Genomic DNA, 25,517 nt, shown 5'->3' with positions numbered 1-25,517 from the left:
GCCGAACCCACTGCCCGACCCCGCATTCGCGCCCGGCGCCGGGGCAGAGCCTCCACCCAGACCACCACTCAGGCCGCCACCAAGGCCACCGCCCAATCCGCCACCCAGACCGCCGCCCATGGGTATCTCGATCCGCATGTTCGAGGTGTCCACGACCGGGCCCCGGTAATGCATGACCATCGCCGGAAAGGCGATCACGGCGGCGATCATCATCACCTGCAGCCCGACAAAGGGCACCGCGCCGCGATAGATGTTCATGGTGGTGATCGGGTCCATCCGCTTGCCGGTGATCTTGTCCAGATAGGACTGCCGGGGCGCGACCGATCGCAGATAGAACAGCGCGAACCCCACCGGCGGCGTCAGGAACGAGGTCTGCATGGTCACCGCCAGAATGACGCCGAACCAGACCAGATCGATCTCCAGCGCATTGGCGGCGGGGATCAGCAGCGGCACGATCACGAAGGCCAGCTCGAAGAAATCGAGAAAGAAGCCCAGGATGAAGATGATCGTGCAGGCGACGATCAGAAAGCCCACCTGCCCGCCCGGCAGCGCGGTCAGCAGATCGCGCACCCAGATATGGCCGTTGATCGAATAATAGGTCAGCGAAAACACCGTGGCGCCGATCAGGATGAACATCACGAACGCCGACAGCTTGACCGTGGACAGCAGCGCCTGATTAAGGACGGTATAGGTCAGCCGCCCCTTCATCGCGGCCAGGATCAGCGCGCCCATGGCGCCCATCGCGCCGCCTTCGGTCGGTGTGGCGATCCCCAGAAAGATCGTGCCCAGCACCAGAAAGACCAGCGCCAGCGGCGGGATCATCACGATGATCACCTGCCGCGTCATCGGCGACAGCAGGCCCAGCCCGGTGACCCGGTCCAGCATCGCCGCCAGCAGCAGCACCGCAACCGCGACGGTGGCCGCCCAGATCGGGGCATTGGCGATGCCCGCCCCCTGAAATCCCCGCGCGGCCAGCCAATAGACTGCCACCGCAGCGACGATCGCGCCCAGCAGCGACCAGCCGCCCGACCCCAGGCTGCGCGCCTCCAGCGGCAAGGCCGGCATGGACTTGGGGCGCAGGAAGGACAGGACCAGAACGTACAGGATATAGATGCCGGTCAGCGCCAGCGCGGGCACCAGCGCCGCCTTGTACATATCGCCCACCGACCGGCCCAGCTGGTCGGCCAGCACGATCAGGACCAGCGACGGCGGAATGACCTGCGCCAGCGTCCCCGAGGCCGCGATGACCCCCGTCGCCAGCGGCTTGTCATACCCGTACCGCATCATGATCGGCAGCGAGATCAGCCCCATCGAGATGACCGAGGCCGCCACGACGCCCGTCGTCGCCGCCAGCAGCGCACCGACAAGGATCACCGCATAGGCCAGACCGCCGCGCACCGGGCCGAACAGCTGGCCGATCGTGTCCAGCAATTCCTCGGCCATGCGGGACCGTTCCAGAACGATGCCCATCAGGGTGAAGAACGGAATGGCCAGCAGGGTGTCGTTGCGCATGACCCCGAACACGCGGTCGCCAAGGGCGCCCAGCAGGTTCCAGCCCAGATTGACCTGATCGGACAAGGGCGTTAGGAACACCCCGAAGAAGAAAAACAACAGCCCGTTGGCGGCCAGCGCAAAAGCGATGGGATAGCCAAACAGCAGAAACGCCACCATCGAGAAGAACATGATGGGCGCTAGATTATGGGCGATAAGGTCGATCATGGGCGGCGCTCCGGCGCGTCGGCGGACCGCGCGGCGGCCCTTTGTTCGTCTTCCAGACCGACGACCATCAGGGCTGCTTCTTTCAACGCGGCCTCGTGGGTGTCGCCATGGGCGATGGGGTCGGGGATGATGCCGCGCATGATGGCGATCTTTTTGATCAGCTCGGATATGCCCTGCGCAAACAGCAGGCCAAAGCCTGCCACCATCACGCCGCGCACCGGCCACAAGGCCAGCCCGCCCGCGTTCATCGACACCTCGCCCGAGCGGATGCTGCCCATCAGGGCGGGCCATGTCAGCCACAGCATGATCGCGGTGAAGGGCAACAGGAACAGCACCGTCCCGATCACGTCGATCCAGTGCTGCGCGCGGCGCGACCAGCGGCCATAGATCACGTCGATGCGGATATGTTCATTGTCCAGAAGCGTCCAGGCCGAGGCCAGCATGAAGGCGGCGCCGAACAGATACCATTGCGCCTCCAGCCAGGCATTCGAGGACATGCTGAACACCTTGCGGATGATCGCATTGGTGGCGCTGATCACCACCGCCAGCAGGATCAGCCACGCGACGCTGCGACCGATCAGGGTCGTGATGCGGTCAATGCCGCGCGATAGGGCCAAAAACCCGCCCATGATAGCTCTCCTCCCTCAAGTCGCTGCCCTTTTGCCGGGCAGCTGACCGATAACGCCTGCTCCTCTGTAACCGGGGGGTATGGTGCATCGGCTACGCGCTGGTCAAGTTCTTCCCGATTTGTCGCGGACGATTGCATTACACGCAAAGGGCCATGCCGGTCAGGGCCGCGGTTTCCGCCAGAAGGGTCGCGGCCCCCAGCACATCGCCGGTCTGCCCGCCCAGCAGCCGGCAAGCCCGCCGCGACACCGCGACAATGGCCGCGCCGACAAGGATCAGCGCCAGACCCGCCCCCGCGATGCCCGGCGCCGTCAGGCCGAGGGCCAGCAATCCGATCAGCCCCGCCACCGCCACCGCCCGCCCCGAGGGGCGACCCGCGCCTTGGCCCAGCCCATCGGCCCGCGCGGCCGGCAGACTGCGCATCAGCACCACCGGCGCCACCCGCCCCACCGCCGCAGCCCCGATCAGCGCCAGCGGACCAAGCGCCGCCAGCGCTGCCACGCGGATCAGCAGGGTCAGCGTCAGCGCCGCCGCGCCATAGCTGCCGATGGTGGAATCGCGCATGATCGCCAGCCGCGCCGCCCGGTCGCGCCCGCCGCCCGCATCGGCGAAATCGGCCAGCGCATCCTCGTGCAGCGCGCCGGTCAGCCAGACCGCCCCGGCCACCGCCAGCGCCGCGGGCAGCAGCCCCGGCCCGGCCAGCCACAAGGGCAACCCGGCCAGCGCCCCGATCAGCAGGCCCGCCAGAGGAAAGGCCCAGGCCGCCTGTGAAAGGGGCAGAATGGTGGGGGGCAGAAAGCGGCCAAGCGGCAGCCGCGTCAGAAAGACCAGCGCCAGCAGGATCTGCTGCGCCCTAGCCAATTCCGGCCTCGGCAAAGGTGGCCATGCCGTTGTGGCATTCCAGCGCCGCGCGCAGCACCATCAGCGCCACCGCAGCCCCCGAGCCTTCGCCAAGCCGCATGTCCAGCGACAGCACCGGCGGCATGCCAAGCGCCGCGATCAGGCGGCGGTGGCCCGGCTCGGCGCTTTCATGGCCGATCAGGCAATGGGCCAGCGCCTGTGGGTCGTCGCGGGTCAGAACCCCCGCCGCCGCAGTGCAGATGAACCCGTCGAGGATCACCGGAATGCGCAAGTCGCGCGCGCGCCCGATCGCGCCGCAGATCGCCGCCTGTTCGCGCCCGCCAAAGGCCGCCAGCGTGTCGCGCGTGCCGGTGGTCGCGTGCCGCGCCAGCCCCTCGGTGACGACGCGGATCTTGGCGGCCAGCATCGCGCCCTGCGCGCCGGTGCCGGGGCCGACCCAATCGCCCGCCCGACCGCCAAAGGTCGCCGCCGCCAGCGCCGCCGAGGTAGTGGAATTGCCGATCCCCATCTCTCCCACGATCAGCACCTGCGCCTGCGGGTCCACGGCATCGGCGCCCCGCGCCATGGCGTCCTGCACCTCGGGCGCGGTCATCGCGGGGCCTTGAGTGAAATCCGCCGTGGGCCGGTCCAGATCCAGCGCCACCACGGCCAGATCCGCGCCCGCCACCCGGCACAGCTGGTTGATCGCCGCCCCGCCTGCGGTGAAATTCGCGACCATGCCCGCCGTCACCGCCTGCGGAAAAGGCGTGATGCCCTGCGCGCAGATGCCATGATTGCCCGCAAAGACCAGCGCCTGCGCGCGGTCGATCCGGGGCCGGTCGGTCCCCTGCCAGCCCGCCATGAACACGGCCAGCTCCTCCAGCCGCCCAAGCGAGCCGGGGGGTTTGGTCAGTTGCGCCTGCCGGTCGCGCGCGCCCTGCGCGGCATTGTCGTCAAACTGGCTCATCAGGATCCTCGCGCAGGGGTTTCAGCCGCAGGGGCAGGCCGCTGACGGCCATCCAGACCTGATCGGCCACCTCGGCCACGGCCTGATTCATCCGCCCGTGATCGTCGCGGAACCGCCGGGCCAGCGCATTGGCGGGCACGATGCCCTGCCCCAGTTCATTGGTCACAAGGACGACAGGACAGGACTGCTGACGTAACGTCACGATCAGCGCGCCGATATCCGCCGATCCCTGCATGTTGGCCAGCCACAGGGTCAGGCAATCGACCAGCCGCACGCCCTGCCCGTCCGTTGCGCGCAAGGTGGCGGCAAGATCGACGGGCGTCTCGATCGTCTGCCAGCCATCGCCGCGACTGCGTTGATGTTGCAGAATTCTTTCGCCCATCTCGCCGTCTCGGGCCTCGGCCGTGGCAAGATACAGGCGCGGCATTGCATGACGTGCAACAAGACGCTCGGCCAAAGCCGACTTGCCCGACCGCGCGCCGCCCGTCACCAGCGTGATATGTCCCCGTCCCGCCATGCGGGTTTGTTTTCCACAGGCCGCGCGGCTTGGAAAGACGGAAACGCCGCTTGCCGGTGCCGGTGGATTGAATAAACCTTTCGTCATTCCGGCGCCCCAAGACGCCGACCCACAACCTGGAGGGGTCACCATGACCAGATTTTTCACCACCACCGCCCTGCTGACCGCGCTGGCGCTGCCCGCCTATGCCGTTCAGCCCGCCGAGGGCGAGACCCTGGCCGAGACCCAGACCTATACCTATTGGCTTTTGGACGCGATCAAGTCGCTGGACCCGGCGCTGAACACCGATGTCGAAGGCTCGGACGCGCTGCGGTCCCTGTTCGAGGGGCTGATGAACGAGGATGCGCAGGGCCAGATGATCCCCGGCGTCGCGCAAAGCCATGAGGTCAGCGAGGATGGGCTGACCTATACCTTCACGCTGCGCGAGGCGAACTGGTCCAACGGCCAGCCGGTCACGGCGGATGATTTCGTCTATGCGTGGCAGCGCGTGGTGACGCCCGAGACCGCGTCCGAATATGCCTGGTACATCGAGCTGATGAACATCCAGAACGCCACCGCCATCGTCGCGGGCGAGATGACCCCGGACCAGCTGGGCGTGGCCGCGCTGGACGACCGCACCCTGCAGGTGACCCTGTCGACGCCGACGCCCTATTTCATCAACACCCTGTCGCATGCCACGACCTATCCCGTGCCCCGCGCCGTGGTCGAGGAACATGGCAACGCCTGGACCCAGCCCGGCACCGTCGTCGGCAACGGCGCCTATACGCTGGCCAGCCACAATCTGGGGGTCGAGATCGTCTTTGAAAAGAACCCGGAATATTGGGACGCCGAGAACGTCGTGATGCAGACCGTGCGCGGCGTCACCGTGAATGACAGCAACGTCGCCCTGACCCGTTATCAGGCCGGAGAGCTGGACCGCGTGCAGATCCCCGCAGGCCAGTTCCCGCGCCTGTCCGAGGAATTCCCGGATCAGGCCGTGTCGGTCCCGCAGGGCTGTTCCTATGCCTATGTGCTGAATGTCGGCGAGAACGGCCCCGAGGCGCTGAAGGATGTCCGCGTGCGCGAAGCAATGGCGCTGGCCCTGAACCGCGAGGTGATCGTGGATCAGGTGCTGCAGGGCGGCCAGCGCCCGGCCTACAGCTGGACCCATTGGGCCATCGACGGCTTTTCGGCCCCCGAGGGCGGGATGCAGGACATGGCCATGGAAGACCGCATGGCCCGCGCCGCCGAATTGCTGGCCGAGGCGGGCTACGGCCCCGACAACCCGGTGCAGCTGCAACTGCAGTACAACACCGATGACAGCCACCGCCTGCTGGCCATCGCCGCCCAGCAGTTCTGGCGCCCCCTGGGCATCCAGATCGAGCTGAACAACGTCGAATGGGCCGTCCATACCGACCGCCTGCAGTCGGGCGATTTCGAGGTTGCGCGCTACGCATGGTGCGCCGATTACAACGAGGCGACGACCTTCCTCGACTGGTTCCGCACCGATGGCTATAACAGCGGCAAATGGTCGAATGCGGAATATGACAAGTTGCTGGCCGAGGCCCGCACCGCCGAGGATACCGCGCCCCTCTATCAGCGGGCCGAGGAAATTCTGGCCGAGGAAGTCCCCGCCGTCTTCGTCTATCACTATGCCAAGGTCGACATGATCAACCCCGTCATCAAGGGCCTGCCGCGAGAGAACCTGCTGAACACCTGGTATGCCAAGGATCTGTACCGCATCGCCGAATAAGGCGTACGATCTGATCATCGGGCCGGGGCGGATCTGACCGCCCCGGCCCTTGTGTCTTTCATCCTCCCGCAGGGAAGGCCCCCACGCGATGTTCGCATTCATCCTGCGACGGCTGGCGGTGGCAATACCCACGTTGCTGCTGCTGATCGTCTTTTCCTTTGTCCTGATGCATCTGGCACCGGGCGGCCCCTTCACGGGCGAACGCGCCCTGCCCCCGCAGGTGCTGGCCAATCTTGAGGCGCAATACGGGCTGAACGACCCGCTGTGGCTGCAGATCTGGAACTACCTCGTCAGCGTGGTGATCCATTTCGATTTCGGACCCAGCTTCGTCTATCCCGACCGCAGCGTGAACCAGCTGATCGCGAACGGCTTTCCGGTGACGCTGACCTATGGCGGGCTGTCCTTTGTGGCGGCCGTGGTCTTTGGCGTCTCTCTGGGTGTCATCGCGGCGATCTGGCACAACACCTGGGTCGATTATCTGGCCGTGGGCGTTTCCATCGGCGCGCAGGTGCTGCCGAATTTCGTCATGGCGCCGCTGTTGGTGCTGGTCTTTACGCTGTGGTACCGGCTTCTGCCCGGCGGAGGATGGTCGTTCAGCGATCCCAGCTTCTGGATCATGCCGGTGATTGCACTGGCGACCAGCTATATGGCCTCGATCGCGCGCATCACCCGGTCGTCGATGCTGGAGGTGCTGGGATCGAACCATATCCGCACCGCGCGCGCCAAGGGCATGCCCGAACATCGCGTCATCATCCGCCATGCGCTGAAACCGGCGATGCTGCCGGTGATCAGCTATCTGGGGCCGGTCTTCGTGTCGATGATCACCGGATCGGTGGTGATCGACATCTATTTCTCGACCGGCGGGATCGGCAAGGCGTTTGTCGATTCGGCGCTGAACCGCGATTATGCCGTGATGATGGGCGTCACCATTCTGGTGGGCACGCTGACCATCCTGTTCAACCTTCTGGTCGACGTGCTTTACGCATGGATCGACCCCAAGATCCGGTACTAAGATCATGGTCATCGATCAAACCAAGATGCAGTCCCTGTCGGCCCGCCTTGTCGCGGACGAGGTGCGCGGCCGCAGCCCCTGGGCCGATGCCCGCCGCCGGTTCTGGCGCAACCGGGCCGCCATGCTGGGTCTGACGATCCTTGTTCTGGTGACGCTGTTCGCGATCTTCGGCAGTTTCTTCGCGCAATGGTCGGGCGAGGAACTGGATTTCAGCGTCATGGGTCAGGTGGCCCAGATGGGTCAGCCGTCCATTGCGAACGGACATTATTTCGGCACCGACAATCTGGGCCGCGACCTGTTCGCCCGGGTGGTCCAAGGCACCCAGATCAGCTTGATGGTGGGCATCGTGGGCGCGGGCATCGCGGTCATCGTCGGCACGCTTTACGGCGCTACGGCGGGCTATGTCGGCGGGCGCACCGATCAGATCATGATGCGGGCGGTCGATATCCTGATGTCGATCCCCTATATGTTCGTGCTGATCCTGCTGCTGGTGATGTTCGGGCGGTCGATGGGAATGCTGTTTCTGGGCATCGGCCTGATCAGCTGGCTGGATATGTCCAGAATCGTTCGTGGTCAGACCCTTAGCCTCAAGAACCGAGAATTCATCGAGGCCGCGCGCGCCACCGGTGTGTCGTCGTTCCGCATCATCATCCGCCATATCGTGCCCAATCTGCTGGGCGTGGTGGCGGTCTATGCGACGCTGCTGGTGCCGCTGATGATCCTGACCGAAAGCTTCATCAGCTTTCTGGGTCTGGGCGTGCAGGAACCCCTGACCTCGTGGGGGGCGCTGATTTCCGAAGGCGCGGGCACGATGAACTATGGCACGCTGTGGCAGCTGGCCTTCCCGCTGTTCTTCTTTGTCATCACATTGTTCGGGTTCTTCTTCGTGGGCGATGGCCTGCGCGATGCCCTTGACCCCAAGGAGCGATAAGATGACCCTTCTGACCCTGACCGACCTGTCGGTCCGCTTTGCCACCAATGATGCCGAGGTGCGCGCCGTCACCGATGTGAACCTGACGCTTGGTGCGGGCGAGACCATGGGCATCGTCGGTGAATCGGGCAGCGGCAAGTCGCAGCTGTCCTTTGCCATCATGGGCCTGCTGGCGCGCAATGGCCGCGCCTCGGGCAGCGTGCGCTTTGACGGGCAGGAAATCCTGAACGCGCCTGCCCGCGTGCTGAACCGCATCCGCGCCGAACAGATCGCGATGATTTTTCAGGATCCGATGACCTCGCTGAACCCCTATATGCGGGTGGCCGATCAGATGGCCGAGGTGCTGACCCTGCACAAGGGCCTGTCGAAACGCGACGCCGTCGCGCAATCGGTGCAGATGCTGGATGCCGTCAGGATCCCCGATGCCAAAGGCCGCATCCGTCTGTATCCACACGAATTTTCCGGCGGCATGCGTCAACGCGTGATGATCGCCATGGCGCTTTTGTGCCGCCCCAAGCTGCTGGTCGCGGATGAACCCACCACCGCGCTGGACGTCACCGTCCAGGCGCAGATCATGGCGCTGCTGTCGGACCTGCAACGCGATTTCGGCATGGCGATGATCCTGATCACCCATGATCTGGGCGTGGTGGCGGGGGCTTGCGAGCGCATCGCCGTCATGTATGGCGGCCGCATCCGGGAAACCGGGCCGGTGCACCCGATCTTTGCGCAAGCCACGCATCCCTATACCCAAGGCCTGCTGGATGCGATCCCGCGCGTGGACCAGCAGGGCGACGAGCTGCGCGCCATCCCCGGCCAGCCCCCGAACATGAGCAATCCGCCCCCCGGCTGCGCCTTTCAGCCGCGCTGCCCCTATGCACGGACGGGCTGCGACAGCATCGACCCGCCCCTGACCGATTTCGCGCCGGACCGGGCGCGTGCCTGTCACGCCCCCGTGGCCGAGGTTCTGGCGCGTCAGACGACCGCCCCGCCCACCGATCAGTCCGCCGACGATCAGCCCGCCGCCCATCCGGGCGCGGTGACCGACATCCCCGCAGGATCCCTGATGGAGGGCCAGCGATGACCCCGCTGCTTGATGTGCATGATCTGCGCGTGACCTTTCCGATCCGCCCGGAAGGCGCGATGCCCTGGGCCAGACCCCTGCACCTGCAGGCCGTGGCGGGCGTCGATTTCACCCTGAATGCGGGCGAAACGCTTGGCGTCGTCGGCGAATCCGGCTGCGGGAAATCGACGCTGGCCCGCGCGCTGATCGGGCTGGTGCCCGCCACCGGCCAGGCGCATTGGCAGGATGGCAAGGATCTGCTGGCGATGAGCCCGCGCCAGATGATGCGCTATCGTCAGGATATCCAGATGGTGTTCCAGGATCCGCTGGCCAGCCTGAACCCCCGCATGACAGTGGGCCAGATCATCGCGGAACCCCTGATCACGCATCGCCCCGACCTTTCGCGCGCCGAGGTCCGCGACCGCGCCCGCGCGATGATGGACAAGGTCGGGCTGCTGCCCAACCAGATCAACCGCTATCCGCACGAGTTCAGCGGCGGGCAATGCCAGCGCATCGGCATCGCCCGCGCCCTGATCGTAGAGCCGAAGCTGATCATCTGCGACGAGCCGGTCAGCGCGCTGGACGTGTCGATTCAGGCGCAGGTCATCAACCTGCTGATCCGGTTGCAGCGCGATCTGGGCCTGTCGCTGGTCTTCATCGCGCATGATCTGTCGGTGGTCAAACATATCAGCGACCGGGTGATGGTCCTCTATCTGGGCAAGGTGATGGAGATCGCGTCCTCGGACGCTCTCTATGCTGCGCCCCAGCATCCCTATACACAGGCGTTGCTGTCCGCCGTGCCGGTCCCCGATCCCACCATCGAGACCGCCAAGACCATCGTGCCGCTGGCGGGCGATCTGCCCTCGCCCCTGAACCCGCCCTCGGGCTGCGTGTTCCGCACCCGCTGTCCGCGTGCTCAGGCCTTGTGTGCGTCACAGGTGCCGGTGCTGCAGGGGTCGGATCATCAGACCGCCTGCCATTTCCCCGGCCCCCTGACGGATGCCGAAATCGCCCATGCCCGCCGGCGTGAGGTCGCCTGAGCATGCCCCCCGACACCCCCGCAGGCCCGTCCTTCTCGGCCCGGTGGGCGGCGTTGAAGAACATCCCGCCGTTTCTGGCGATGGTCTGGCGGGCCAGTCCGGCGCTGACGCTGGCGATGATCGTGCTGCGGCTGGCCCGGGCGCTGATGCCCGTGGCGATGCTGTGGGTGGGCAAGCTGATCATCGACAGGGTCGTCGCGCTGTCGGCATCGGGCGGACCCGACACGCTGGCGGGCTGGTGGGACAGCGGGCTGGCAGACACACTGATCTGGCTGGTCGCGCTGGAACTTGCGCTGGCGGTCGCGCAGGACGTGCTGGGGCGGCTGGTCGCCTATGTGGACAGCCTGCTGCAGGAAAAGCTGGTCATCGACATCTCGATCCGGCTGATGGACCATGCGGCGGGGCTGGATCTGGCGTCATTCGAGGATGCGGGCTTTCAGGACCGGCTGGACCGCGCGCGGCGCCAGACGATGGGGCGCATCCCGCTGCTGAACCAGCTGATGCAGCAGATGCAGGACAGCGTGACGGTGGCCAGCTTTGCGGTGGGCCTGATCCTGTATAATCCGTGGCTGGTCGTGCTGCTGGCGCTGGCCCTGATCCCGTCCCTGCTGGGAGAGATGCATTTCAATGCCCGCACCTATGCGCTGAACCACGCCCGCGCGGCCGACCGGCGCGAACGCGATTACCTGCGCATGATCGCCGCCACCGCCGAGACGGCAAAAGAGGTCAAGATCTTTGGCCTGTCGCCTTGGCTGCGCGACCGCTATCTGACGCTGGCGCGGCGGTTCTATGTCGAAAACCGGGTCATCCAGCGCCGGCAATTGTCGGTCATGGCGGTGCTGACGGCGCTTGGCACGCTGGCCTATTACGCGGCCTTTCTGTGGATCATCGCGCGCACCCTGACGGGGCAGCTGTCACTTGGCGATCTGACTTTCCTGTCGGGCAGCTTCCTGCGCCTGCGGGGCCTGCTGGAGGGGCTGCTGGCGGGCTTTTCGGGCATGGCGGGACAGGCCATGTATCTGGACGATCTGTTCGAGTTCTTCACCGCGGTGCCCGCCATCGCCTCGCCCGCCGATCCGCTGCCCGTGCCGCGCCCGATCGCGCAGGGATTCCGGTTCGAGAATGTCGGTTTCCGCTATCCGGGCCGCGAGGACTGGGCGATCCGCCACATGACGCTGGATCTGAACGCGGGCGAAACCGTGGCGCTGGTGGGCGAGAATGGCGCGGGCAAGACCACCATCGTCAAGCTGCTGGCGCGGCTTTACGATCCCGACGAAGGCCGGATCACGCTGGATGGGCGCGATCTGCGCGATTACGATCTGGACCAGCTGCGCGGCACGATCGGGGTGATCTTTCAGGATTTCGTCCGCTATGCGGTGACGGCGGCCGAAAACATCGCCATCGGCCGGATCGAGGAACGCCATGACCGCCCCCGCATCATCGCCTCGGCCGAACGGGCGCTGGCGGATGAGGTGATCGCCAAGCTGCCGCAGGGCTATGACCAGATGGTCGGCAAGCGGTTTGCTCGGGGTCTGGATCTGTCGGGCGGCGAATGGCAGAAACTGGCCATCGCGCGCGCCTATATGCGCGATGCGCAGCTGCTGGTGCTGGACGAACCCACCGCAGCCCTGGATGCCCGCGCCGAATTCGAGGTGTTCCAGCGGTTCCGCGATCTGACCACGGGCCGCACGGCGCTGCTGATCTCGCACCGCTTTTCATCGGTGCGCATGGCCGACCGCATCATCGTGCTGGAGGCGGGCCGGGTGCAGGATCAGGGCAGCCATGCCGATCTGGTCGCGCGCCCGGGCCGCTATCGCGAGCTGTTCGAATTGCAGGCCGCCGGTTATCGCTAGAACGGGCTATCCCTATATCACGCTGCCCAGCACGATGACCGTGACCAGCGACACGACCGGGATCAGCACCGCCACCACGAAGATATCGGCATAGCTTTTCTTGTGCGTCAGCCCGGTGATCGCCAGCAGGGTGATGACCGCACCGTTATGGGGCAGCGCGTCGAACCCGCCCGATGACAGGGCGGTGACCCGGTGCATCAGCTCCATGCTGATGCCCTGATCGCGGCCAAGGGCTGCGAACTGTTCACCAAGCGTGTTCAGCGCGATGGACATCCCCCCCGAGGCCGATCCGGTGATCCCGGCCAGCACATTGACCGCCACGGCAAGCGAGGCGACCGGATTGTTCGGAAACAGTCCCAGCACCGCATCGCGGATGATGCTGAAGGCGGGCAGCGATGCGATGACGGCGCCATATCCCACCTCGGAGGCGGTGTTGAAGATCGGCAGCAGCGATCCCATCGTGCCCGCATTCACGCTTTCGCGCAGATCGGCAAAGCGGCGCCAGTTCAGCAGGGTGGCCAGACAGATCGACAGGACCAGCGACACGATGATCGCCCAGATGCCCGCCACGGCGGCCAGATCCGTTTCGCCATATTCGGGCAGGGCCAGATAATCGGCAGTCATCGCGGGAAAGACGAACCAAGTCAGCAGCGCGTTCAGCACGATGACCGATACGACCGGCAGGATCGCCAGCGCAAAGGGCGGCAGGTCGCCCTCGTCGCGCAGATTGGCGTCGGCGGCGGTGGTGGGGTGATCGCCATACCCCTCGGACCGGGATGCGGCGGCGGCGGCGCGGCGGTTCAGCCACAGCGTGCCGCCCGCCAGCATGATGATCCCCGCCAGCGTTCCCAGCAGGGGGGCGGCAAAGACGTTGGTGCCGAAAAAGGGCATCGGAATGGCGTTCTGGATCGCCGGGGTGCCGGGAAAGGCGGTCATGGTGAAGGTGAAAGACCCAAGCGCGATGGCGGCGGGCAGCAGCCGCTTGGGGATGTCGGCGCGGCGGAACAGCGCATTGGCGATGGGATAGACGGCAAAGGCCACCACGAACAGCGACACGCCGCCATAGGTCAGCACCCCGCAGGACAGAACCACCGCCAGCACCGCGCGCCCCGCGCCAAGCCGGTCCACGATCCATTCCGCAATGGACCGCGCAGCCCCGCTGTCGGCCATCACTTTGCCAAAGATCGCCCCCAGCAGGAACAACGGGAAATAGGTGATGACATAGCCGCCAAGCGACCCCATGAAGACTTGGGTATAGGTCGCCAGCAGCGGGATCCCCCCCGACAATGCCACCGCCAGCAGCGACAGCAGCGGCGCCAGGATCAGCACCGTGATGCCCCGATAGGCCAGATACATCAGCAGGATCAGCGACAGAAATATTCCCAGCAGGCCCATGGTCTCTCCTCACCTCGACAAGACGCCAGAGTGGCAGGCGCTGCGCGCGGGAACAAGGCCGGACGGTCGGGGCATCAGGGGGGGAAAGATGGTACCGCCTACCCGTCTCGAACGGGTGACCTCTAGATCCACAATCTAGCGCTCTAACCAACTGAGCTAAGGCGGCACAGGGCGGTTCTTTAGCCCCGTGGCCCTCGGGTTGCAAGCCCCGCTTGCCGCGAAATCGTGTCTGGGATACAGAAAGTTTCCCCGATGACAAGGACAGTACCCATGGGCATCAACAGCGAAAGCGACATCACCGCGAACCTGCAGATCGGCCCGACCGATCAGGGCATGGTGCGGATCTATGTGCAGGGCGACACGGTCGATCTGCCGATGGATTTCGACCCCGAAGAGGCGACCGAGATCGCCGAAGAACTGATGGCCGCCGTCGAGGCTGCCCGCGCGATGGGCCAGGGCCCCAAGGGGGCGGGCGGAAAGGCTAAGAAACCCCGGCGATAAAGGCTTGCGGGTCCGACAGGGCCTGCAGGCGCAGGGCGGCGGCGCGGGCAAAATCGCGCTGCACCTTGACCCGGCGGGCGCCGGCCAGCCGGATTTCCGGCGCCATGCGGGTGATCGCGGCGCCAAACGCGTCGGCATGGATCAGGCCGGTCTCCTCGGGCAGCAGATCGACCGGGAAATCGCCGTCCACCGCCCAGAAATACCGGTCGCACCAGTCCAGATAACCCTGCCATTTGCGGTCGGCGCGGAAATCCGCCCGGCCGCTTTTGCATTCGACGACCCACAGCTCGCCCTTGGGGCCAAGGCTGATCAGATCGACGCGCAGGCCGCGGACGGGGGTGAATTCGGTCAGCACCGCGTGATCCATGCTGCGCAGCAACCGCGCGGTGCCGCGCGCAAGGCGCTGACCGGGCATCGGCGGCAGGGGGATGGGATCGGCGATCATGGCCCAGATTAGAACGAAGCGAAAACGCCCGCAACCCGTCTTGCCGCCGGTCGGTGCCGCCTATAGCGTCCCGCCGCAACCCCCTTCCAAGGAGACTGACATGACCGAGATCACCCGCATCGGCACCGGCCCCCGCATGAGCCAGGCCGTCATCGCCAACGGCTTTGTCTTTCTGGCCGGTCAGGTCGGAGAGCCGGACACCCCGGTGGCCGATCAGACCCGCGCCGTTCTGGCCCAGATCGACGATCTGCTGGCCAAGGCCGGAACCGACAAGACGAAGATCGTCTCGGCCCAGATCTGGATGTCCGACATGGCCGAATTCGCCGAGATGAACGCGGTCTGGGATGCCTGGGTGCCCCAAGGCCATACCCCCGCCCGCGCGACCGGCGAATCGGCACTGGCGACCCCGGATTACAAGGTCGAGATCATCGTCACCGCCGTGATCTGATCGCGACCCCTGCGGGTGGGACCAATCCCGCCCGCAGGCCCGTCACCCCCTGGTGGCCATCACCTGCGGGTCGGTCACGCGCAGGCCCATCACCCTTGGGCCACCCCCGTCGGGATCGCGCCCAGAACCGAGCGCGCGGCCCGCAGGCCCGGCGCCTCGCCACCACGGCCCAAACGCTCCATCGTCAGATCCATCGCCTCCAGCTGGGCGGCGCGGCGGGCCGGATCCTCCAGCGCGTCCTGCAGGGCCTGTGCGATGGGGCCGGGCTGGCAGTTGCGGCCCAGAAATTCGGGCACGGCGCGGGTATCGCTGACCAGATTGACCAGCGTCACCGTATCGGTGCGCAGCAGCGCGCCGATGATCAGCCGCGACAGCGGCGCCATGTCATAGCCGATGACCATCGGAATCCGGCTGGCCGCCAGTTCCAGACTGACCGTCCCGGATGCCGCCAGCGCCAGATCGGCGGCGGCAAAGGCGGCGCGTTTCTCTTCGGCCTCTTCGATCACGATGGGGGCGGTGGGCCAGCGGCGCGTCATGTCGCGCACCAGTCCCGCCACGCCCGGCACGGTGGGTAGCACGACCCGGATCTCGGGCACCCGGTCGCGCAGCCGCATCAGCGCCTCGTCAAAGCGGGGGCCAAGACGGGCGACCTCGCCACGCCGCGATCCGGGCAGGCACAGAACCACCGGCGCATCGGGCGCGATGCCATGCGCGTTGCGGAACAGCTGCGCCTCGTCCGGGCCTGCGACATCGGCGGTGGCGACCGGGTGGCCCACGAAATCGCAGCTCATCCCCGCCGCCTGCATCAGGGGCGGCTCAAAGGGCAGGATCGCCAGCACATGGTCGATGACCTGCGCCATCTTGGCCGCCCGGCCCGGACGCCAGGCCCAGACCGAGGGCGCGACGTAATGCACCCGGCGCAGATCGGGGCGCTGCGCGGCCACCAGCCGGGCCACGCGCAGGCCGAAATCGGGGCTGTCGATGGTGATCAGCACATCGGGGGCCGCGTCGATCACCGCTGCGGCTGTCTGGGCGATGCGGCGTTTCAGCTGGCGGTATTTCGGCAAAACCTCCCAGATGCCCATGACGGACAGCTCGTCCATCGGAAACAGGCTGTCCAGCCCCAGCCCGGTCATGGCGGGGCCGCCGATGCCGATGATCTGCGCCTGCGGGTCCAGCTGGCGCAGCCCGGCCATCAGAGCCGCGCCCAGCTGGTCGCCCGAGGCCTCGCCCGCGATCAGATAATAACGCATGCCGCACCGCCTTGCTGCTGTCGGGTCATGGGTAGGGGCGCGCCGCATCCGAGGCCAGCCTTTTTCACGGGCAGCCCCCGGTTCAGGACGCCGCTGCCCAGAGGAACAGCCCCGCTGCCTGCGCCCGGCGCAGCATCTCGTCGCGCTGCAACAGGATCACGCCACCCGCCGCCCAAGCGATGCCCGCAAGCCCTGCCGCCGCCGCCTGATCGACGCTGTCGGGGCCAAGCGTGGGCAGATCGATCCGGCGATCCTGTCCGGGTTTCGGCGCCTTGTACAGCACGCCACGCGCCCCGGTGGGATTGGGGCGCAGATCCCCATGCAGGGCCGCGAAATCCAGCATCGCCTGCGTTCCGGGCAGGGTCTCCAGCGCCAGACACAGGCCCTGCGCCACGACGACGCCCTGCCCCAGATCCAAGGGCCCGGTCTGCGCCAGAATCTGCGCGGCGCGCGCCACATCGCGCCGGTCCGCATCCGATGGCTGGCCGGTCAGCACGCCCTCGCCGGGGATCAGGTCGGGCGCGATTTCACTGACAGAACAGATGCTCAGATCATTTTCCTCGAAGATGTCCAGGACCACGCGCAGCGCCGCGTCATCGCCCGACTGCATCGCCGTCAGGATGCGCGGCACCAGTTGCGCGGTGCGCGTATCAAAGGCCTCGGGGTCCAGACGGGGGCGGCGGATGGCCCCTGCAAAGATCACCCGCCCGATCCCCTGCGCATGCAATTCGTCCATGAACGGCACCAGCCGCTCCAGCCGGAAGGGCGTGGCAGGCAGGCCCTCGGGGGCGAACCCCTCCAGCGCGAAGATGGCGGGATCGTCCAGCCGCGCGGCAATGGCCGGGGCCAGCGCGCCCAGCCCGGCGATGATGGCAATACGGGTCATGGGATGCGGATCATTCGGATTTCGGGGCCAGAAAGCTGCGATCCGAGGGGCCGAGGATGAAATCCAGCACGTCGCGTTCCATTCCCGAGGCGTCCGTCCCGGCGCGTGCCCGGGCGGTGTCGCGAAACGATCCTGCGCCCAGATCGGCCAGAAGCGCGCGCAGGGCGGCAATCTCGGCCCGGCTGGCGCCACGGCGGCGCAGGCCCACGATGTTCAGCCCGTCCAGATGGCCGCGAGGCCCCTGCACCATGCCATAGGGGATCACATCGGCGGTCACCATCGTCACCGCACCGATCATCGCGCCGCGTCCGATGCGCACCCACTGATGCACGCCCGACAGCCCGCCGACGATCACGTCATCTTCCAGATGGCAATGCCCGGCGATGGCGACGCTGTTGGCCAGAATGACCCGGTCGCCGATCCGGCAATCATGGCCCACATGGCTGGAGGCCATGAACAGCCCGTCATCGCCCACGACGGTTTCACCGCCGCCGCCCGCCGTGCCGGGGTTCATCGTCACATATTCACGGATGCGGTTGCGGGCGCCGATGCGCAGGCGCACATCCTCGCCCTTGAACTTCAGATCCTGCGGCACCTCGCCGATCGAGGCAAAGGGAAAGATCACCGTCCCCTCGCCCACCTCGGTGTCGCCGGTGACGACGACATGCGATTTCAGCACCACCCCATCCGCCAGCCGGACACGGGGTCCGACGACCGAAAACGGACCGATCTCGACCCCGGCGCCGATCTGCGCGCCCGGTTCGATCACGGCCGAGGGGTGGATGCGGCCCTCAGCCATCCTTGCGCGCCATCATGGCCGTGAATTCGGCCGAGGCGCACATCTGGCCGTCGACCATCGCACGGCCTTCGAATTTCCAGATCTTGCCGCCGCCGCGAATGGCCCGGCAATGCAGTTCCAGCACGTCGCCCGGAACGACCATGCGGCGGAACTTGCACTTGTCGATGCCCATGAAATAGGTCTGCATGTCCTGATCGATGACGTTCATGCTGATGCCCACCACGACGGCGGCGGTCTGGGCCATCGCCTCGATGATGGTCACGCCGGGCATGATCGGATGGTCGGGAAAATGGCCCTGAAAATGCGGTTCGTTGGCGGTGACGTTCTTGATGCCCACGGCGCTTTCAAAGGGCACGATATCGCGCACCTTGTCGATGAACAGGAACGGATAGCGATGCGGGATGATCCGTTTGATCAGCGCCAGATCGGCCTCGGTATGGGGGGCGGGATTGCGCGTTTCGTCAGCCATTGTCGTTCCTTCGGGCGGTTTTCATGGGGTTACCAACCGGGGGAACGGTTGGCAAGCGTATCGGCGGGCGCGCTCAGGCGGGGCGCCTGCGTCCCTCGGCCAGCCAGCCGGTCAGGATCAGGCCGGATATCAGCAAAAGCCATGCCCAGCCCGGCAGCAGGGGCCGCCGGTCCAGCCCGGTCACCTGTGCGGCATCGCGCGGCGTGATGCCGATCCAGTCGCCACCAAGCCCCGATCCGCTGGCCGCGCGTCCCGTCCGGGTCTGACGGATGTCGGGCACGCCATCCGAAAGGCGCAGGACCGCGCCGCCCGTGGTGTCCGTCAGCGGCGCCAGCAGGGGGGCATCGGCCACCGTCTCCTCGAATTCGCGGGGCGCTGCGGGGCCAAGGGCCAGCACGCGGGTGATGTCGCCATCGGCCAGCCGGTAAAGGCCGGGTTCCGGCGCGGTCCAGTCGGCCACGAAGCGGCCCGGACCGTCCGCGACCAGCGGCAATTCGGTCACCGTGCCGTCGGGACCGGTGATCTGCAACGGTCCGGCGTCGTCGGCCATGGTGCGCCGCGTCAGGGAAACGCTCAGCCCGTCGCGGATCTCGGCCAGCAGCGCCTCTTCCTCCAGCTCCGGTTCCTTCATCGACCAATGGGCGATGCGGCGCAGCAGCTCCAGCTGCGGACCACCCCCCTCGAAGCCGCGCCCCCATAGCCAGACCTGATCGCTGGTCAGCAGCGCCACCCGCCCCTCTCCCACACGATCGAGGATCAGCAGCGGGCTGTCCTCGGCGCCGGTCATGGCGACCTGAGCACCGGGTTCGGGCGTGACCTCGGACATGCGCAGCCAGCGGCCCCAATCGGGCGCCTCGGGGTCGTCACCGGCCAGCCCGGCAGTCACCGGATGGCGCTGCCCCTCGGGCGTCAGGCGCGGCAGGTAAGGTTCCTCGATCACCCGTCCGGTGGGACGCGCGGGCAGAATGCGGCCCAGAGGCGACAGATTCAGGCTTTCGACCGAGGCCATCTCGGGCCCGGCCGAGACCAGGATGGCGCCGCCCTCTTCGACATAGCGGGCGATATTCAGATAATAGTCGGGCGGCAGGATGCCCCGCACGCTATAGCGATCAAAGATGATCAGGTCGAAATCGTCGATCCGTTCCAGAAACAGTTCCTGCGTGGGAAAGGCGATCAGCGACAATTCGTTCACCGGCACGCCGTCGAACTTGTCGGGCGGGCGCAGGATGGTAAAATGAATCAGATCGACGCCCGCATCCGATTTCAGCAGGTTGCGCCAAGTGCGTTCGCCCGCATGCGGTTCGCCCGACACCAGCAGGACGCGCAGCCGGTCGCGCACGCCGTTGATGCTGACAGCGGCGGCATTGTTGCGGTCGGTCAGCTCTCCGGGGGCATCGTCCAGTTCGATCTGCACGACATTCTGGCCCGCATGGCGCGGCGTCACCGGCAGCGACAGGCTGGTGTTCAGGGGCACGGCGACGGTCTGCGCATCCTCTCCGTCCACCGACAGGCTCAGGTTCACGCTGCCGGTCTGCTGATCCGGGGGTACGGCGCCCTGATCCTCGATCCGCAGGCGGATGGTGACCTCCTGGTCGATCAGACCGAAGGCGGGGTCCTCCTCGATGACAAGGCGGCGGTCCCAATCGTCGGGCTGGCCGGTCAGCAGCACATGGACCGGTGCGGGCAGGCCCTGGGGCAGCATCGGCGCATCATGCAGGCGCCCGTCGGTCAGCGCGATGACGCCCGCCAGCCGCGCCTCGGGTTCCGCCGCCACGGCGCGCGACAGAGCGGTGCCCAGCAACGTGCCGTCATCGTCATCGCCCACCGTCACGCGGCGCAGATCGGTGCCGGGCAGCGCGGCGATCTGGGCGGACAGGTCGGCGGCGGCGGCATCCATTTGCGCCGCCCGCCCCGGCAGATCCTGACTGGAGGAGCGATCCTCCAGCAGGATCACGATATCGGACAGCCCTGCCCGGGTGCCCAGTTCCAGCGCCGGACCGGCCAGCGCCAGGGCGGCGGCCAGCCCCGCCAGCCCGCGCCATGCCCAGCCCCGCAGGCCCCGCCACAGCGCGAACGCGCCGACAAGGCCCGCCAGAACGGCCAAAGCGATGATCGCCCACCAAGGCAGGGCCGGGTCGAAACGCAGCTGGGTCAGGGTCGCGGTCATGGGGCCAGAAACTCCTCGGTCCGCAGGCGGTCCAGCAGGGCAGGCACATGGACCTGATCGGATTTATAGTTCCCGGTCAGCACATACATGATCAGGTTGATGCCAAAGCGGACAGCCATCTCGCGCTGCTGTTCGCCGGTCCAGCCCTGCCCGATCGGAAAGATGGGATAGCCCGCCTCGTCCACGGCCCAGGCCTCGGCCCAGCTGTTGCCGCCGATGATCACCGGGCTGACGCCGTCGTTCAGCTGGCGAAAGGGCATGCCCGCATCGGACTGCGCGCCGACCGGCGGCGCTTCCAGCCAGACGGGATTGCCCTGCCAGCGGCCCGGAAAATCGCCCAGCAGGTAAAAGGCGCGGGTCAGGACGTGATCGTCGGGCACCGGGGCCAGCGGCGGAATGTCCAAGGGTGCCGCCAGACGGCGCAGCGCATCCGACATGTCCGGCCCGCCCATGCCCGCGATATCGCCGTCGCGCGTGTCGAACAGGATCATCCCGCCCGAGCGCAGAAAGGCGTTCAGCCGCAGATAGGCCTGCGGGCCGGGGGCGGGCTGGCCGTCGGTGACGGGCCAGTACAGAAACGTCAGCAGCGACAGATCGTCGGTGTCGGGGTCGATGCCGATCGGCGCGCCCGGTTCGACCGAGGTGCGCGCCCGCAGGGCCATCGACAGCCCCGCCAGCCCCTGTTCGGACGCGCCGTCGATCTCGGCATCGCCGGTCATGACATAGGCCAGCGCGACCTCGCTGGCGGCGCGCATCAGGTCGGGGTCCAGATCCTGCGCCTGCGCGCGCGGGGTCGTCGCCAGCAGCGCGGGCAGCATCGCCAGCGCCACCAGCGTGGTCGTCGTGGCGCGCGCGCCTGTGCGCCGCCCCTGACCCTGACCGCGACCGCGACCGCGCGCCAACCATGCCGAGGCCAGCGCATCCACCGCCAGCAGCAGCGCCGCCGCCGCCAGCAGCGCCCCCATCAGATCGCGGCCCGTGGTGGCGCCCACGGCCTCGACGGTGGCGCCGGGCCATGTGGCCCGCGCAAAGGGACCGCCCGCGTTCAGGGCCTGACGACGCTCGCCTGCGGCATAGATGCCTGCCGGGCGGTCCGGTCCCGGCCCTTGCGCCAGATCGGCGGCGGCGACGGGCGACAGCCCCTCGGCCGGGGCGGTGCGACCAAAGCCGTCCAGCAGGGTTTCCGGCGTCCAGAACGGCTGCTGGCGATCGTCCGAGGCCTGTTCGGTGGGCGTCAGCCGGGCGGTCGCGACCAGACGCTCCATCATCTGCACGAACAGACCCGACAGCGGCAGGTTCGACCATTCGGCATTGGCGGTCACATGGACCAGAACCACCTGCCCCTGACCCAAGCGGTCGCGGGTGATCAGCGGCGTGTTGTCGGTCAGCGCGGCCAGCGTCCTGCCCGCCAGATCGGGACCGGGCTGGGCCATCAGCTGGGCGCGCACCTCGACATCGCCGGGCAGTTCCAGCCCGGCAAAGGGACCGTCCGCCGCAAAGGGCGCAAGGCCGCGCGGATCGCCCCAGGACAGCGCGCCGCCGATATCGCGCCCGCCCTGTCGCAGGGCCACGGGCAGCAACGGCTCGTCCAGCAGCCGGTCTGATCCGGCCATGCGCGGCCCGGCAAAGCGGATCAGCAGCCCGCCCTGATCGACCCACAGCCCCAGATCGCCGATCTCGGCCAGCTGGACCTGATCGACCAGAATGATCACGTCGGGGGCAGCGTCCAGCACATCGCCAAGCGTCCCCTCGACCAGATCGGCGGATGGGGCCAGCGCCTGCCGAAGATAATGGGTCTGGGCCAGCAATTGCTGCCCCTCGGCCTGATCGGCCGCCTCGCCCACCAGCGCCACCTTGCGGCGGCGGGTGCGGTCATCGGCCAGCACCACGGCGCCGGCATGGCCTTCGCCCGCGATCTGGAACCGGGTGATGCGGTTGCGCAATTCGGGCGGCAGGTCGATGGCGACGGGGCGCAGGATCGTGCCGTCCTGCGCCACCGGATCGCCGGGGGTCAGGCTGGCCAGCGCGCGTTCGATCCCCTGCGGGTCGGGGCCGATCGCCTCGATCCCCGGCGCGGCCTCATCGGTCGAGATCAGGCTGAGGGAGGGCGTCTCGCCCTCGGCCAGCGACAGGGTGCGCAGGGGACGGGCGGGGGGCACGACGGTGACCGCGCCGCGATCCGCCAGCGCCGACAGCCATGCCGCGCGGTTGGGGTGATCGGTGCCATCCGCGATCCACAGGGTGGACAGGGAACCGTCGGGCAGCGCGGCCAGCGCCGCCTGCGGATCATCGGGCAGACGCGAGGACCACGGCGCGGGCCGGGCGCCCCGCAGCCCCGCCAGCCATGTGTCGGCGGGCTGAAAGACCAGCGGCCCCTGCCCGTCGCGGCCATTGGCCATGACCAGCGCGGTCGGGCGACCTGCGGCTGCGGCCTCGGTCAGGGCGCGTTCGGCGCGGGCCTGACGGGCGGGCCAGTCGAGGGCTGTGCCATAGCCCCCATCCATGACGACCAGCAGCGGGCCATCCGCCGGGGCCTGCACCACCGGCCGCCAGACCGGCCCGGCAAAGGCCAGGATCAGCGCCGCGACCGCCGCCAGCCGGATCAGCAGCAGCCACCAGGGCGTGCGGCTGGCCAGCGGCGCTCGGTCCGCCAGACCGGCCAGCAGGGCGATGCCGGGAAAGACGATGCGCTTGGGCGCAGGCGGCATGGCGCGCAGGATGACCCACAGGACCGGCAGCGCGATCAGCGCGGCCAGCAGCCACGGCGCCGCAAATCCCAAGGGCCCCAGCAGCAGCATCAGACAGCCCCCTGACCGGTGGTCGCGCCCATGCCCTGCCCCGATACGCCCTGCACCGACCCGGCCTGCACCGACTGGCCTTGGCCCGCCCCTGCTTGCCCCAACGCCTGCCAGATCCAGTTCAGCGCCTGCGCCGGATCGGCATCGGTCAGATGCGTGCCGAACTGCCAGCCCGCCTGCCGCGCCTGCGCGCCCAGCCAGTCCTGACGTTCCGCCAGCCGCGCCAGATAGGCCGCGCGCAGCCCGCCCGCATCGCGGCTGTCATGGCGCAGGGCTCCCGAAGCCGAGCGGAACTCGACCGCGCCGTCATAGGGGAAATGCGCCTCGTCGGGGTCGAGGATCTGGACCAGCAGCCCGGTCACCCCCAGCCCCGCCGCCTGCGCCAGCAGTGCGCCGACCCAAGCCGGATCGCTCAGGAAATCCGAGATCACGATCACCCGCTGGTTCGGACGCAAGGCACCGGGCAAAGCCGCGTCATCCTCGGGGGCGGCAGCGGACGTCCCGGAACCGGGATGCGCCAAAGCCTCGGCCAGACGGTCGGCCTGCAGGCGACCCGCGCGGGCGGGCTGGCCCAGAAGGCCCACCTTTTCGCCCGCCCGCAGCATCAGCATGCCCGTGGCCAGCGCCAGAACCTGACCCCGCGCGGCCTTGGTCGGGCGGTCAGGGCCGCCGGCAAAGGCCATGCCCTGCCCGCGCGACAGCCAGATGGCGGCGGCCTGCGCCGTCTGCGCCTCTCGGTCGCGCACGAATTGCGCATCCGAGCGGCCTGATCGGCGCCAGTCGATGCTGCGTGCGGCATCGCCCGTGCTGGCGGGGCGGTATTGCCAGAAATCCTCGCCCGGTCCGGCCCGGCGCAGCCCATGCGCGCCCGGCGCGACCATCGCGGCCAGCCGTTCCGCCGACAGGATCAGGCCGGGCAGATGGCCGGATGCGGCCTCGGCCCGGCCCCGCAGGTCCATGGCGCGCCGCGCATGGGCGGCCTGATCGGCGGGCGGCAGGCTCATGCGGCGTGACGGCCCAGGGTCCGGGCATCCAGCAAGCGCGCGATGATGGCATCGACGGTCTCGCCCCGCGCACGCGCCGCAAAGGACAGCGCCATGCGGTGCCGCAGGACCGGCGGCGCCATCGCGGCCACATCATCCAGCGTCGGGGCATAGCGCCCGTTCAGCACCGCCCGCGCCCGGCTGACCAGCATCAGCGCCTGCGCCGCGCGCGGCCCCGGACCCCAAAGCAGCGCGTCCGATACGAACGGCTCGGCCTCGGGCGCGCCCGGCCTTGCGGCGCGCACCAGATCCAGAATGGCCTCGACCACCGCCTCGCCCACCGGCATCTGGCGGATCAGGCGCTGCGCGGCGATCAACTCGGCCGGGGTGAAGGCCGCGTGGGGGGCGCCCTCGTCCAGACCGGTGGTGGCCAGCAGGATCGCGCGTTCGGTGTCGCGATCGGGGTAATCGACGTCGATCTGCAACAGGAACCGGTCCAGCTGCGCCTCGGGCAGCGGATAGGTGCCCTCTTGTTCGATCGGGTTCTGGGTGGCCAGAACGTGGAACGGACGGCCAAGGGGCCGGTGTTGGCCGCTGATCGTGACCTCACGTTCCTGCATGGCCTGCAGCAGGGCCGATTGGGTGCGGGGGCTGGCGCGGTTGATCTCATCCGCCATCAGCAGCTGGGTAAAGACCGGACCCTCGATAAAGCGAAACGCCCGGCTGCCATCGGGCAGCGCGTCCAGAACCTCGGAGCCCAGAATGTCGGCGGGCATCAGATCGGGGGTGAACTGGATGCGCTGGCTGTCCAGACCCAGAACGGTGGACAAGGTGTCGACCAGCATCGTCTTGCCCAGACCCGGTTGCCCGATCAACAGCGCATGCCCACCCGCAAGGATCGCCGCCAGCACCTGTTCGACCACATCATGCTGACCGACAAAGCGACGTTCCGTGCTGAGCCGGGCATCCGACAGGCGCGCGGCAAGGGCCTTAACCTCTTGCACCAGAATTTCGTCCGTGCTCATGACATTGCCCTTCCGCTGCTTTAAGCAGAGCATAGGCAGTCGGGCCGGAG

The 25,517-nt window shown here is 67.8% G+C and carries 23 protein-coding genes and 1 tRNA gene; 8 read left to right on the top strand and 16 right to left on the bottom strand.

Annotated features, from left to right (window positions below):
* From EG885_RS08915 to cobU, 5 genes are all read right to left on the bottom strand, one after another.
* Positions 1-1,719 (bottom strand): TRAP transporter large permease (locus tag EG885_RS08915; RefSeq protein ID WP_131574127.1); only part of this gene is annotated, 1,719 nt, incomplete at its 3' end.
* Entirely contained in the window at positions 1,716-2,348 is a 633-nt protein-coding gene (locus EG885_RS08910) for a TRAP transporter small permease subunit (protein ID WP_131574126.1), read from the bottom strand. The genes EG885_RS08915 and EG885_RS08910, both read right to left, overlap by 4 nt.
* 136 nt (positions 2,349-2,484) lie before the next feature.
* Positions 2,485-3,207, bottom strand: a complete 723-nt coding sequence (locus EG885_RS08905; protein WP_242679574.1) for an adenosylcobinamide-GDP ribazoletransferase — start codon at positions 3,205-3,207, stop codon at positions 2,485-2,487.
* Entirely contained in the window at positions 3,200-4,153 is a 954-nt protein-coding gene (gene cobT, locus EG885_RS08900) for a nicotinate-nucleotide--dimethylbenzimidazole phosphoribosyltransferase (protein ID WP_131574124.1), read from the bottom strand. The genes EG885_RS08905 and cobT overlap by 8 nt, the downstream gene beginning before the upstream one ends.
* Positions 4,140-4,670, bottom strand: a complete 531-nt coding sequence (gene cobU / locus EG885_RS08895; protein ID WP_131574123.1) for a bifunctional adenosylcobinamide kinase/adenosylcobinamide-phosphate guanylyltransferase — start codon at positions 4,668-4,670, stop codon at positions 4,140-4,142. Before cobU ends, cobT begins: the two co-directional genes overlap by 14 nt.
* A 130-nt stretch (positions 4,671-4,800) precedes the next feature.
* Here cobU and EG885_RS08890 point away from each other — a divergent pair, with 130 nt between their 5' ends.
* The 6 genes from EG885_RS08890 to EG885_RS08865 all read left to right on the top strand — a co-directional run bounded on the left by EG885_RS08890 (position 4,801) and on the right by EG885_RS08865 (position 12,298).
* A complete protein-coding gene (locus tag EG885_RS08890) occupies positions 4,801-6,402 on the top strand; it encodes a peptide ABC transporter substrate-binding protein (RefSeq protein WP_131574122.1) in 1,602 nt (533 codons plus the stop codon).
* Positions 6,403-6,490: 88 nt separating this feature from the next.
* The gene (gene oppB / locus EG885_RS08885) at positions 6,491-7,414 is read left to right on the top strand and encodes an oligopeptide ABC transporter permease OppB (RefSeq protein WP_131574121.1); all 924 of its coding nucleotides are present in this window, start codon (positions 6,491-6,493) and stop codon (positions 7,412-7,414) included.
* A 4-nt stretch (positions 7,415-7,418) separates the two neighbouring features.
* On the top strand, positions 7,419-8,345 hold the full coding sequence (locus EG885_RS08880; protein WP_131574120.1) for an ABC transporter permease subunit: 927 nt from the start codon (positions 7,419-7,421) through the stop codon (positions 8,343-8,345).
* A gap of 1 nt (position 8,346) precedes the next feature.
* Entirely contained in the window at positions 8,347-9,426 is a 1,080-nt protein-coding gene (locus EG885_RS08875; RefSeq protein WP_131574119.1) for an oligopeptide/dipeptide ABC transporter ATP-binding protein, read from the top strand.
* The gene (locus EG885_RS08870; RefSeq protein ID WP_131574118.1) at positions 9,423-10,445 is read left to right on the top strand and encodes an oligopeptide/dipeptide ABC transporter ATP-binding protein; all 1,023 of its coding nucleotides are present in this window, start codon (positions 9,423-9,425) and stop codon (positions 10,443-10,445) included. The genes EG885_RS08875 and EG885_RS08870 overlap by 4 nt, the downstream gene beginning before the upstream one ends.
* A gap of 2 nt (positions 10,446-10,447) precedes the next feature.
* Positions 10,448-12,298 carry an ABC transporter ATP-binding protein gene (locus EG885_RS08865; RefSeq protein WP_131574117.1) on the top strand — a complete coding sequence of 617 codons (1,851 nt, stop codon included), beginning with the start codon at positions 10,448-10,450 and terminating at the stop codon, positions 12,296-12,298.
* 12 nt (positions 12,299-12,310) lie between these two features.
* On the opposite strand, the gene EG885_RS08860 is transcribed toward EG885_RS08865, so the two are convergent.
* Both EG885_RS08860 and EG885_RS08855 read right to left on the bottom strand, forming a co-directional pair.
* Complete coding sequence (locus EG885_RS08860; protein WP_131574116.1) at positions 12,311-13,693, bottom strand: GntP family permease; 1,383 nt, start codon at positions 13,691-13,693, stop codon at positions 12,311-12,313.
* 89 nt (positions 13,694-13,782) lie between these two features.
* Positions 13,783-13,859 (bottom strand) — tRNA-His (locus tag EG885_RS08855).
* A gap of 104 nt (positions 13,860-13,963) precedes the next feature.
* Here EG885_RS08855 and EG885_RS08850 point away from each other — a divergent pair.
* The gene (locus EG885_RS08850; protein ID WP_131574115.1) at positions 13,964-14,194 is read left to right on the top strand and encodes a DUF6324 family protein; all 231 of its coding nucleotides are present in this window, start codon (positions 13,964-13,966) and stop codon (positions 14,192-14,194) included.
* On the opposite strand, the gene EG885_RS08845 is transcribed toward EG885_RS08850, so the two are convergent.
* Positions 14,175-14,639 carry an MmcB family DNA repair protein gene (locus EG885_RS08845; RefSeq protein WP_131574114.1) on the bottom strand — a complete coding sequence of 155 codons (465 nt, stop codon included), beginning with the start codon at positions 14,637-14,639 and terminating at the stop codon, positions 14,175-14,177. The two genes, EG885_RS08850 and EG885_RS08845, sit on opposite strands and share 20 nt — an antisense overlap.
* 100 nt (positions 14,640-14,739) lie before the next feature.
* On the opposite strand from EG885_RS08845, the gene EG885_RS08840 reads away from it, so the two are divergent.
* Positions 14,740-15,087, top strand: a complete 348-nt coding sequence (locus EG885_RS08840; protein ID WP_131574113.1) for a RidA family protein — start codon at positions 14,740-14,742, stop codon at positions 15,085-15,087.
* 89 nt (positions 15,088-15,176) lie between these two features.
* Here EG885_RS08840 and lpxB read toward each other — a convergent pair whose 3' ends face one another.
* The 8 genes from lpxB to EG885_RS08800 form a co-directional block, all read right to left on the bottom strand.
* The gene (gene lpxB / locus EG885_RS08835) at positions 15,177-16,340 is read right to left on the bottom strand and encodes a lipid-A-disaccharide synthase (protein ID WP_131574112.1); all 1,164 of its coding nucleotides are present in this window, start codon (positions 16,338-16,340) and stop codon (positions 15,177-15,179) included.
* A gap of 82 nt (positions 16,341-16,422) precedes the next feature.
* Positions 16,423-17,226: an LpxI family protein gene (locus EG885_RS08830; protein ID WP_131574111.1), complete on the bottom strand. Its 804-nt coding sequence runs from the start codon at positions 17,224-17,226 to the stop codon at positions 16,423-16,425.
* Positions 17,227-17,236: 10 nt separating this feature from the next.
* Positions 17,237-18,025: an acyl-ACP--UDP-N-acetylglucosamine O-acyltransferase gene (lpxA, locus tag EG885_RS08825; protein ID WP_131574110.1), complete on the bottom strand. Its 789-nt coding sequence runs from the start codon at positions 18,023-18,025 to the stop codon at positions 17,237-17,239.
* On the bottom strand, positions 18,018-18,494 hold the full coding sequence (gene fabZ / locus EG885_RS08820; RefSeq protein ID WP_131574109.1) for a 3-hydroxyacyl-ACP dehydratase FabZ: 477 nt from the start codon (positions 18,492-18,494) through the stop codon (positions 18,018-18,020). Before fabZ ends, lpxA begins: the two co-directional genes overlap by 8 nt.
* 73 nt (positions 18,495-18,567) lie before the next feature.
* Positions 18,568-20,661 (bottom strand): hypothetical protein, encoded by a 2,094-nt coding sequence (locus tag EG885_RS08815; protein WP_242679573.1) that lies wholly within the window; start codon positions 20,659-20,661, stop codon positions 18,568-18,570.
* Positions 20,658-23,459 carry a DUF4159 domain-containing protein gene (locus tag EG885_RS08810; protein ID WP_131574108.1) on the bottom strand — a complete coding sequence of 934 codons (2,802 nt, stop codon included), beginning with the start codon at positions 23,457-23,459 and terminating at the stop codon, positions 20,658-20,660. The genes EG885_RS08815 and EG885_RS08810 overlap by 4 nt, the downstream gene beginning before the upstream one ends.
* Complete coding sequence (locus EG885_RS08805) at positions 23,459-24,463, bottom strand: DUF58 domain-containing protein (protein WP_242679572.1); 1,005 nt, start codon at positions 24,461-24,463, stop codon at positions 23,459-23,461. The genes EG885_RS08810 and EG885_RS08805 overlap by 1 nt, the downstream gene beginning before the upstream one ends.
* Complete coding sequence (locus EG885_RS08800; protein ID WP_131574107.1) at positions 24,460-25,467, bottom strand: AAA family ATPase; 1,008 nt, start codon at positions 25,465-25,467, stop codon at positions 24,460-24,462. The genes EG885_RS08805 and EG885_RS08800 overlap by 4 nt, the downstream gene beginning before the upstream one ends.
* Between the last annotated feature and the right edge of the window lie 50 nt (positions 25,468-25,517).

Origin of the sequence: Paracoccus nototheniae, assembly GCF_004335005.1 — a bacterium.
Lineage (GTDB): Bacteria > Pseudomonadota > Alphaproteobacteria > Rhodobacterales > Rhodobacteraceae > Paracoccus > Paracoccus nototheniae.
Note: the sequence above shows the minus strand (reverse complement) of the source record. Positions and strands in the feature narration are given on the sequence as shown.

Excerpts from the sequence above, each read along its gene's own strand:
- EG885_RS08910 (WP_131574126.1), bottom strand. The coding sequence starts at position 2,348 with ATGGGCGGGTTTTTGGCCCTATCGCGCGGCATTGACCGCATCACGACC.
- cobT (WP_131574124.1), bottom strand. The coding sequence starts at position 4,153 with ATGAGCCAGTTTGACGACAATGCCGCGCAGGGCGCGCGCGACCGGCAG.
- cobU (WP_131574123.1), bottom strand. The coding sequence starts at position 4,670 with ATGGCGGGACGGGGACATATCACGCTGGTGACGGGCGGCGCGCGGTCG.
- EG885_RS08890 (WP_131574122.1), top strand. The coding sequence starts at position 4,801 with ATGACCAGATTTTTCACCACCACCGCCCTGCTGACCGCGCTGGCGCTG.
- oppB (WP_131574121.1), top strand. The coding sequence starts at position 6,491 with ATGTTCGCATTCATCCTGCGACGGCTGGCGGTGGCAATACCCACGTTG.
- EG885_RS08880 (WP_131574120.1), top strand. The coding sequence starts at position 7,419 with ATGGTCATCGATCAAACCAAGATGCAGTCCCTGTCGGCCCGCCTTGTC.
- EG885_RS08875 (WP_131574119.1), top strand. The coding sequence starts at position 8,347 with ATGACCCTTCTGACCCTGACCGACCTGTCGGTCCGCTTTGCCACCAAT.
- EG885_RS08870 (WP_131574118.1), top strand. The coding sequence starts at position 9,423 with ATGACCCCGCTGCTTGATGTGCATGATCTGCGCGTGACCTTTCCGATC.
- EG885_RS08865 (WP_131574117.1), top strand. The coding sequence starts at position 10,448 with ATGCCCCCCGACACCCCCGCAGGCCCGTCCTTCTCGGCCCGGTGGGCG.
- EG885_RS08860 (WP_131574116.1), bottom strand. The coding sequence starts at position 13,693 with ATGGGCCTGCTGGGAATATTTCTGTCGCTGATCCTGCTGATGTATCTG.
- EG885_RS08850 (WP_131574115.1), top strand. The coding sequence starts at position 13,964 with ATGGGCATCAACAGCGAAAGCGACATCACCGCGAACCTGCAGATCGGC.
- EG885_RS08845 (WP_131574114.1), bottom strand. The coding sequence starts at position 14,639 with ATGATCGCCGATCCCATCCCCCTGCCGCCGATGCCCGGTCAGCGCCTT.
- EG885_RS08840 (WP_131574113.1), top strand. The coding sequence starts at position 14,740 with ATGACCGAGATCACCCGCATCGGCACCGGCCCCCGCATGAGCCAGGCC.
- lpxB (WP_131574112.1), bottom strand. The coding sequence starts at position 16,340 with ATGCGTTATTATCTGATCGCGGGCGAGGCCTCGGGCGACCAGCTGGGC.
- EG885_RS08830 (WP_131574111.1), bottom strand. The coding sequence starts at position 17,226 with ATGACCCGTATTGCCATCATCGCCGGGCTGGGCGCGCTGGCCCCGGCC.
- lpxA (WP_131574110.1), bottom strand. The coding sequence starts at position 18,025 with ATGGCTGAGGGCCGCATCCACCCCTCGGCCGTGATCGAACCGGGCGCG.
- fabZ (WP_131574109.1), bottom strand. The coding sequence starts at position 18,494 with ATGGCTGACGAAACGCGCAATCCCGCCCCCCATACCGAGGCCGATCTG.
- EG885_RS08815 (WP_242679573.1), bottom strand. The coding sequence starts at position 20,661 with ATGACCGCGACCCTGACCCAGCTGCGTTTCGACCCGGCCCTGCCTTGG.
- EG885_RS08810 (WP_131574108.1), bottom strand. The coding sequence starts at position 23,459 with ATGCTGCTGCTGGGGCCCTTGGGATTTGCGGCGCCGTGGCTGCTGGCC.
- EG885_RS08805 (WP_242679572.1), bottom strand. The coding sequence starts at position 24,463 with ATGAGCCTGCCGCCCGCCGATCAGGCCGCCCATGCGCGGCGCGCCATG.
- EG885_RS08800 (WP_131574107.1), bottom strand. The coding sequence starts at position 25,467 with ATGAGCACGGACGAAATTCTGGTGCAAGAGGTTAAGGCCCTTGCCGCG.